This is a genomic window from Chryseobacterium sp. BGARF1 (assembly GCF_001677955.1).
Classification (GTDB): Bacteria; Bacteroidota; Bacteroidia; order Flavobacteriales; family Weeksellaceae; genus Chryseobacterium.
Genome location: NZ_LELA01000131.1, coordinates 1 through 8,795, shown reverse-complemented (window position 1 = coordinate 8,795; position 8,795 = coordinate 1). Strand labels below are relative to the sequence as shown.

9 protein-coding genes are annotated in these 8,795 nt (G+C 32.1%); 6 read left to right on the top strand and 3 right to left on the bottom strand.

Annotated elements, in window-relative coordinates; translation table 11 throughout:
• Nucleotides 1-183: 183 nt before the first annotated feature.
• Complete coding sequence (locus AB671_RS20295; RefSeq protein WP_066680595.1) at nucleotides 184-882, bottom strand: DUF1826 domain-containing protein; 699 nt, start codon at nucleotides 880-882, stop codon at nucleotides 184-186.
• A gap of 528 nt (nucleotides 883-1,410) precedes the next feature.
• On the opposite strand from AB671_RS20295, the gene hpt reads away from it, so the two are divergent.
• From hpt to AB671_RS20265, 6 genes are all read left to right on the top strand, one after another.
• Complete coding sequence (gene hpt, locus AB671_RS20290; RefSeq protein ID WP_066680596.1) at nucleotides 1,411-1,965, top strand: hypoxanthine phosphoribosyltransferase; 555 nt, start codon at nucleotides 1,411-1,413, stop codon at nucleotides 1,963-1,965.
• A gap of 139 nt (nucleotides 1,966-2,104) precedes the next feature.
• Nucleotides 2,105-2,683, top strand: coding sequence for an adenylate kinase (locus AB671_RS20285; RefSeq protein ID WP_066680598.1), 579 nt, complete (start codon nucleotides 2,105-2,107; stop codon nucleotides 2,681-2,683).
• An 81-nt stretch (nucleotides 2,684-2,764) separates the two neighbouring features.
• Nucleotides 2,765-3,748, top strand: coding sequence for a GTPase ObgE (obgE, locus tag AB671_RS20280; protein ID WP_066680602.1), 984 nt, complete (start codon nucleotides 2,765-2,767; stop codon nucleotides 3,746-3,748).
• A gap of 86 nt (nucleotides 3,749-3,834) precedes the next feature.
• The gene (locus tag AB671_RS20275) at nucleotides 3,835-4,473 is read left to right on the top strand and encodes a porin family protein (protein ID WP_066680603.1); all 639 of its coding nucleotides are present in this window, start codon (nucleotides 3,835-3,837) and stop codon (nucleotides 4,471-4,473) included.
• Nucleotides 4,474-4,549: 76 nt separating this feature from the next.
• Complete coding sequence (locus tag AB671_RS20270; protein WP_066680605.1) at nucleotides 4,550-5,041, top strand: DUF6438 domain-containing protein; 492 nt, start codon at nucleotides 4,550-4,552, stop codon at nucleotides 5,039-5,041.
• A gap of 167 nt (nucleotides 5,042-5,208) precedes the next feature.
• A complete protein-coding gene (locus AB671_RS20265) occupies nucleotides 5,209-6,477 on the top strand; it encodes a DEAD/DEAH box helicase (protein ID WP_066680607.1) in 1,269 nt (422 codons plus the stop codon).
• A 52-nt stretch (nucleotides 6,478-6,529) separates the two neighbouring features.
• Here AB671_RS20265 and AB671_RS20260 read toward each other — a convergent pair whose 3' ends face one another.
• Complete coding sequence (locus AB671_RS20260; protein WP_066680608.1) at nucleotides 6,530-8,059, bottom strand: hypothetical protein; 1,530 nt, start codon at nucleotides 8,057-8,059, stop codon at nucleotides 6,530-6,532.
• A 19-nt stretch (nucleotides 8,060-8,078) separates the two neighbouring features.
• On the bottom strand, nucleotides 8,079-8,795 hold a 717-nt coding region (locus tag AB671_RS22555; RefSeq protein WP_185116243.1), incomplete at its 5' end, for a hypothetical protein.

The window sequence follows — 8,795 nt, the reverse complement described above, 5'->3', positions numbered from 1 at the left end:
ATCAAACATAATTTGATTATTCTAAATTCGCAAGCATCATTTCGGTTTAAAATATTGTATATGAGTAAATTATAAAAAAATAAATAAAAACTTATCAAATCAAAAAATAATTTATCACATTTGAATCTTATTCAATTGAATTTAATTCCACTTTAAAGTTTTAAATGATAGAGATTAAAAAACTCAACAGATTAAAAGCAATCGATATTCCCCATCATTTTCTACAGGAGCTCTGTGAACACAAGGCAAAACCTCTTGTGAGGGATGGTCTACCGCCAATCGCCAAAGATTTCCTACACCTAAATTCAGAGGTTTTGCATTTGATTTTACTTGATAATGAAGATCAAAGAAATACTCTTTTAAGAAAGTTTCAAATTCAGCTTCCGGGCCATCATGTAATTCTTTAAGCTTTTCTCTGACCTCGGGAATTAAGATTTTTTGCTCAACTTGATCATTAGAAATAATATCGCTTGAAGCGCCATAGTAAGTGCATAAAAAAGTATCTGTACCAATTGGTGAACGATCTACATGAAAAGAATATACATCTGTCGAAATAAAATCAAACTCATCATCCCGTTCATAATTTTTAAGCAAATTAAGAACAGGTGATGCTCCGAGATCTGTTAATAACTGTAAGTCATTTAAGATGATATCTCTTGCTAAAATACCTTTTTCTGATAATTGTAATGCTAAAAGATCTTCAACTGAAATTTCTGTAATATTCTCTTTTAATTGAAGCTGAGAAACAATTTCTTTAAAATCACCCTTCAAATCCCGGCTCCAGCAAATTGCATTTACCTTTCCTTTAAATTTGGTATTTATCAGTTCCGAAAAAGAAGAAACTACTCCAACTTGATGGTTATCAAAAAATGTATTGTTCATATTTTAGACTAAACAAACTGATCAATCAGTTCTGTGCAAAAATAAGGAATATGAAAACAATAATGTATTTTAATACCCGTTGTGTATTTTGAAGATATTTTTAAATACTGGGTATTAAACTATTGTATTTCTTTGTTAAATAAAATGCCTTTGTTTATCTTAAAAAAGAAATCTATCTAAATGAACTTTGTCTTTCTTAGCGATTAAAACGCAAGGACAGACAAGGAATTTAAAAAAATTACTGGAATAAAGATAAACAAAGCTGTTTCACTTATTTCCGAAAGACAAAATTAAAATGCACAACGAGTATTTTAATCACTAAAACTACTCCTATCCTACCCTTTTATCAACTTGTAATAATATCCATAAACAACTTTTTAGGATCTTGAAATTTATAGGTTTTATAGATATTGGAAAGCAATAAACTTCTTTTATAACTGTATTTTAAAAGTCGGGAAAACCAATTAAACAAAAACTACAAAATATTTTAATCTAAAATCCGTAACTTTGCGCCCTACGAAAAATTTTATGGAAAGTATTCAAGTACACGACAAAACTTTTGTTCCTTATTTAAAGGATGCCGAAATTCAGGAAATTGTAAAGGCAACTGCTCTAAAAATCTATGAAGATTACAAAGACGAAGTACCAGTTTTTATCGGCGTTTTAAACGGTGTTATCATGTTTTTCTCCGATCTTCTTAAACATTATCCGGGACCTTGCGAGATTGCATTTATCCAGATGAGTTCTTATGCAGGAACAGAGTCTACAGGGATTGTTTATCAGAAAATGGAACTAACGAAAGATGTAAAAGACCGTCACATCATTCTTGTAGAAGACATCGTAGATACAGGAAATACTGTTGAAAGTCTTTTTAAATATTTTAATGAAACACAACGTCCGAAATCTGTAAAAATTGCTTCATTCTTATTAAAACCAGAAGTTTACAAAAAGGATTTCAAGTTAGATTATATTGGAAAAGAAATTCCAAACAAATTTGTTTTAGGATACGGATTGGATTATGATGAATTAGGTAGAAACCTATCTGATTTATACCAATTGGAAGACGGACAAATCAACCATTAAACGCTGTTGGCTATGAGCTCACAGCTTTTAGCTTAAAAAGTAAAATAAAGAAATAAATTTAATAATAACTAAAAAAGCTGAAAGCAAAGTTGCAAACCGCCAAAAGCAAGTTGCCCATTGCCCAAAGCAAAACAACATTATGATAAACATTGTTCTCTTCGGTCCTCCAGGAAGTGGAAAAGGTACTCAAGCGCAAAACTTAATCGAGAAATTCAATTTAAAGCAAATCTCAACAGGTGATCTTTTCAGATTCAACATGAAAAATGACACCGAATTGGGAAAATTGGCAAAATCTTACATCGATAAAGGTGAATTGGTTCCGGATCAGGTAACAACAGACATGCTGATTGACGAGATCAGAAAACCAAGCGATGCTGCAGGATTTATTTTCGACGGATATCCTAGAACTGCAGTGCAGACAGAAGCTTTGGAAAAAATAGTGAAAGAAGAACTGAATGACAATATCGACGTTTGTCTTTCTTTGGTTGTTGAAGACACTATTTTGGTTGAAAGATTATTGAAAAGAGGAGAAATCAGCGGAAGATCTGATGACAGCAATGTAGAAATCATTGAAAATAGAATAAAAGAATACTACGCAAAAACAGCAGAAGTAGCCGAACTTTACAAACAACAAGGTAAGTATGTAGAGATCAACGGTGTTGGAGAGATTAATGAAATCTCTGAAAAACTTTTCGCTGAAGTAGAAAAAGTAAAATAAGGAATTAGGGTTTAGGAATTAGGTAATAGTTGTTTACGCTAAATCCTAAGCTCTAAGCCCTAAATCCTAAGTTAAAAATATATGTCAAATTTTGTAGATTACGTAAAGATTCATTGTAAAAGCGGTCACGGTGGTGGAGGTTCTGCCCACCTTCGTCGTGAAAAATATATTCCTAAAGGAGGTCCTGATGGTGGAGATGGTGGTCGAGGCGGTCACGTTATCATGAGAGGAAATGCCCATGAATGGACTTTACTTCCGCTTCGTTATACCCGTCACATCAAAGCTGAGCGTGGACAAAACGGAGCAAAGAACCAATTAACCGGAGCTTTCGGAGAAGATGTTTACATCAACGTTCCGATTGGGACGATTGCTAAAAATGAAGAAGGAGAAGTTGTAGGCGAAATCATGGAAGATGGCCAGGAAATCATCTTAATGGAAGGTGGTAAAGGTGGTAAAGGAAATGAGTTTTTCAAATCATCAACTAATCAAACTCCTCGTTTTGCACAACCAGGAATGGACGGACAAGAGGGCTACATTGTTTTCGAACTTAAAATCTTAGCCGATGTAGGTCTTGTAGGTTTCCCAAATGCAGGAAAATCTACTCTTTTAGCTTCAGTTTCTGCTGCAAAACCAAAAATTGCCAATTACGCATTTACTACTTTAACACCCAACTTAGGAATTGTAGATTACAGAAATTACAAATCTTTTGTAATGGCAGATATTCCGGGGATCATTGAAGGTGCTGCGGAAGGTAAAGGTCTTGGTCACAGATTTTTAAGACATATTGAAAGAAATTCTATCTTATTATTCTTAATTCCTGCAGATTCTGAACACCATTTTCAGGAGTTTAAAATTTTGGAAAATGAATTAAAAGAATACAATCCTGAACTTTTGGATAAAGACTTTATTGTTTCTGTATCTAAAGCTGATCTTTTGGATGATGAATTGAAAAAAGAAATCTCAGCTGAGTTTCCTGAAAACAAAAAGCCTTTGTTTTTCTCAGGGGTTACCGGAGAAGGTCTAATGGAATTGAAAGATGCCATTTGGAAACAATTGCATGGCTAAAAATAATATTGTGCTGTAATCGTTGATTGCAGCACAATTTCTTTTAGAATTCTCCGTTTCATTTTTAAATTAAACTTAAAAAAATTATGACTAAGAATTTTTTTTTAGCCCTTTCGGTCACAATTTCGGGACTTATAAGTGCTCAAACTCAAGAATCTACCTCCGATGCAGGTTTTAAATTTGGCGTAAAATCTGGTTATTCCTTATCAAACATGAAATTTTTTGATGATAAACTGGATTCAAAATCTTATTTCTATGCAGGATTCGTAGCAGAAAAACCTCTTTCATCAAAAGTGGGCATTCAGGCTGAAGTTTTATACACTCAGGTTGGCGGTACAGATTCTCTTCCGTTGGTACAGCTTATTGGCAGCGAAATTGTAGAAATGGGAACTGTTGATTTTAATTATCAATTTACTCAGATTCAGGTTCCGGTTTCTGTAAAATATTATTTTATTCCAAAATTTTCTGCTTCTGCAGGAATGAATTTCGGTTTTAATCTTTCTGAAAAAGTTAAAACCGATGAAATTGTAAATGGTACAGATTCTCAGGATCTAGTTGGCTATAAAAAGCTAAACCTCTTCCCTTTTCTTGGTGCGGAATATAAAATAACAGATAAATTTTTTGTTGACGCGCGATACAATTTCAACTTTTTTGACACTCACAAAAATGGTTTTGAAACAAAAATTGGCTTTCTGCAAGCTGGTTTAGGATATAGATTTAATTAAAACACACAAGAGAAACTCAAAAGGTTTCTCTTTTTATTTGGAATACTTATTGAAAGATATTTTTTAAATTAAAAAAATGAAATATTTACTAAGTCTATTTACAATAATCTTACTATTCTCATGCTCTTCTCAGAAAATATCTACATCAAAATACTCAACCATAGAATATGAAGCTGGAGCTTGTTTCGGTTCTTGTCCGATTTTTAAAATGACGATAAATCCGGATAGAACTGCTGTTTTAGAAGCCGAACATTTTAATTTCTCTAAAGAATTTTCAAAGGGAGAATTTGATAAACCTAGAGAAGGAACTTTTAAAACAACCATTAAAGAAGCTGATTACAAAAAACTGATTACACTTCTTGACGACCTAGATATAAAAAGTCTTAATGAAAAATACGGTTCACGCAATATTACAGATATGCCGACCTCTTATCTTAGAGTAAAGTTTAATGATGGATTATCTAAAAACATAGAAGATTATGGAAAAAGAGGAACTCAAAAATTAAGTATAGTTTACAAATTTTTTGAAGATTTAAAACACAATCAACAGTGGGAAAAAGTACAATAATTTTTGTTAAATTAATTTAAACTATCTTTGCATTATATTTCGCGGCATTCTCAGCCAAATAGTAAATGATTTTACTTAAAAACTCTGTTAAAAAAACATTAGCAGAACTGCTAAAAATGATGAAGTATACTGCTTCGACCGCATTATTTTAATACACAACATACATTTTGTTATTTACAGACTTAAAATTAATTAAGCCCATCTTAGATGCGCTTCAACACCAGGGTTACGAAAAACCAACACCTATTCAGGAACAAGCGATTCCTTCTATATTAGAACACAGAGATGTACTGGGTACAGCACAGACGGGAACAGGTAAAACAGCCGCTTTTGCTATCCCAATTTTACAAAATCTTACCGAAAGAAAAGGACCGAAAGGCAATCATATTAAAGCATTAATTCTTACTCCAACGAGAGAATTAGCAATACAAATTGAAGAAAGCTTCAACGCATACGGAAAAAATTTACCTTTAAAGCAATTGGTGATTTTTGGTGGTGTAAAACAGGGAAATCAAGTTGCAGCACTAAGAAAAGGAGTAGATATCTTGGTAGCAACACCTGGAAGATTACTAGATTTTATTGCACAGGGAATTATCTCGCTTAAAAATCTTGAAATTTTTGTATTGGATGAAGCCGACAGAATGCTTGACATGGGTTTTGTACATGATGTAAAAAGAATCATTAAACTTTTACCTCAAAGAAGACAAACTTTATTTTTCTCGGCAACAATGCCTACAGAAATTCAAAAGTTAGCAGATTCTATTCTGAATACTCCTATAAAAGTTTCTGTAACGCCTATTTCATCTACCGCAGAAACCATTAAACAATCTGTTTATTTTGTAGATAAAGAAAATAAGCTCGATTTGCTTACTCATATTCTGCAAAATAAAATTTCGGGTTCTGTACTGGTATTCTCAAGAACAAAGCATGGAGCTGATAAAATTGCAAGAAAACTACAAGCACATAACATTTCTGCAGAAGCAATTCACGGGAATAAATCACAGAATGCAAGACAAAATGCATTAACCAATTTCAAATCTGGTAAAACCAGAATTTTGGTTGCTACAGATATTGCAGCAAGAGGTATCGATATTGACGAACTGAAATATGTTGTTAATTTTGAACTTTCGGATGTTGCTGAAACCTATGTTCACCGAATCGGAAGAACAGGTCGTGCAGGAGCAGAAGGAAGCTCAATGTCTTTCGTAGACGGATTAGACCTTTTAAACCTAAAGGATACCGAAAAACTGATCGGAATGAAAATTCCTGTGGTAAAAGATCATCCTTTTCATACCGATAACTTGGTTGTAGAGAAAAGAGATTCAAACAACAAACCTTTTACACCGAGACCAAAAGCAGCAAATCCTGGTCAACAGAGAAAAGATGTTGGTTTTAAAAAGCCAAATAATAAAAGTAATTTCGCTAGAAAGAAATAATCAAAAAAAGTCATTCAGATTTTCTGAATGACTTTTTTATTGCAAATACAGTTTAGTTTTTCAATTGAAAAACTGATACAGAATCATACTGCGGTTGCCATGTTTTTATCGGGTTGGCATATGATTTTATTTTGGTCAATTCACTTTCTTTCAAACTGTCAATAATTGTTTTTCTTAAGGTATTTCTTAGTTTAAAAACATAATCATCAGTACGGCTGTCTACATGAAGTGCCAGAAAGCCTTGTGTCTCATGCTTTGTATGAAAATGAGTTGGAAAAAGAAGGTATTTAATCTTATTTTTAATCATGAAATTTTTGAAGTTACCTGATCTCATATCATCAAAATATTTTTTATTCCCCACCAATCCATCTGCAGGTATGACATTAAAATCTGAATAAAAAGCAAATTTACCCGGAAAATCATAGACATAGATACGTGTCTTTTTCGGAATGTTCTGTTCAAATTCCTTGGCAGTCTGTCGTACAAGGTCATTTGATTTTTTTTCAAATTTAGAATGGCTTGCAAAGACATTATTCTGAATACTGAAGCTTGTTGTAAGTTTTAACCAAGCAATTCCACAAACAAAAATCAATGTCCCCGCAAAGATAATTTTATCAAAAGCCAGCTTCTCAAAAGTCTTATTAGAAAAGCTATTGGCAACGTCGTAAATAAATAAACCGCAGAAAAACATTTGAGAGACAAAATACCATTGTCCTATTTCAGATTGAAAAAATAAGTTATAAAATAGTTGTAATAAACTACCTATTAAAAAAGCCAGCTTAACATTTCTGTATTGATCTTTCTTATTAAAAATCAAAAAAACAAAATATAAAATACCTAAAAGAATAAATAATTTTTGAAATATACCAAGATCCATATACTGCTGAATATGGGGAAAGGAACTCTTTATTCTTCCACTAATTGGTACAGCAGCATCAAAATAATAGTAATTTGATATGATGTAAGGAACTGCCAAAACTGAAAAACCAATAAGCATTTTTACAAGACTTTTGATGCTCCATTTTCTGAAATTCCAATACAAAAAACCAAAAGGCAAAAGCACAAAAATATGGTCTAATCTTGCTAAAAAGACCAAACTGCAAATTACTCCAAATGCAAAATCATTGGTAAATTTCCTGCACATGAAAAATATGATCAAGCTAAAAGTAAAAAATGTAAGATGTGCTTCAATTAAATACAGTGTTCCGAGGCTAAAAAACATCAAACAATAAAACCCTAAGCTCAGAATTTTGCCGACTTTACTTTCTTTTAAAACAGTCTTTTCTAAAAGAATGTATCCAAATAAGACCAATAAAACCTGAAAAAGCCACAGGATATTTAATGCAAAAAATTTATCCGAAGGATTAATCAACTCTGCTATCACACAAAAAACCATCCATAGAGGATGAAATCCGTTGGTAAGATATAAATCATTAAATCCCATGAAACCATGATTCACGATATTATAAGCAATCTGAGGATAGAAAAACCCATCATCTGAAGGAAATTTAGACGGATTTCCCAAGAAGAAAACGGAAGAAAGTAATAATAAATAATGAAAATTCTTTTTAATAAACTCCATGTTTAATGATAATAAATTTTTAGTTTGTGGTTTTGGCCAGGTTATCCGATAAACAATAACAATAACCAATAATAGCAAATGGCAGCGATGAAGCTAAATAAGTAATCCCTAAATTATTATAGACAATTCCACTTAATGAAGATTCTATGAGAAAACTTCCAATTAAGAGAAAATATATAATGGCTGAATAAAAAAATATCTGTTGAATGTTTTGAATGAAACGAGAAATTACAACTGTCACAATTAAAAATATCAACATAATATATCCACTGCCCTGCCCTTGAGTTTTAAGCGGGTTGAATTCCTGAAGATACTCAAAACTTTTGACTGGTAAAATAACGGTTGATAAAAGCAAGCTAAAGCTTATTAGAAAACCAATAATAGATTTTAATTTTTCGGAATGGTTTGCTTTAAAAAAAGGATTTAAAAGAAATAATATGATCGGAATAACTACAAGACTTCTCGTAAGACACAGAAAGCCTAAAATAAGACCCAGTAAAAGTGGTTTTTCGAAATAATTACCTGAAAATTTTTTATGCCAGAAAATAATAAAAGCAGCGGTGAATATAAATGATGATATAAAGTCGCTTTTGCACACAATCTCATAAATAAAAGACAATGATGTTACCAGTAAAAAAGAGGCAATAAATCGGGTGTTATTATTTGAAAAAAAACTAAAAACTGAGGCTACAAATATTATAAACGCAGCAATCTGAAGATAGCCAACATTTCCTAC

Coding starts and splice junctions, on each gene's coding strand:
- AB671_RS20295 (WP_066680595.1), bottom strand. CDS start 882: ATGAACAATACATTTTTTGATAACCATCAAGTTGGAGTAGTTTCTTCT.
- hpt (WP_066680596.1), top strand. CDS start 1,411: ATGGAAAGTATTCAAGTACACGACAAAACTTTTGTTCCTTATTTAAAG.
- AB671_RS20285 (WP_066680598.1), top strand. CDS start 2,105: ATGATAAACATTGTTCTCTTCGGTCCTCCAGGAAGTGGAAAAGGTACT.
- obgE (WP_066680602.1), top strand. CDS start 2,765: ATGTCAAATTTTGTAGATTACGTAAAGATTCATTGTAAAAGCGGTCAC.
- AB671_RS20275 (WP_066680603.1), top strand. CDS start 3,835: ATGACTAAGAATTTTTTTTTAGCCCTTTCGGTCACAATTTCGGGACTT.
- AB671_RS20270 (WP_066680605.1), top strand. CDS start 4,550: ATGAAATATTTACTAAGTCTATTTACAATAATCTTACTATTCTCATGC.
- AB671_RS20260 (WP_066680608.1), bottom strand. CDS start 8,059: ATGGAGTTTATTAAAAAGAATTTTCATTATTTATTATTACTTTCTTCC.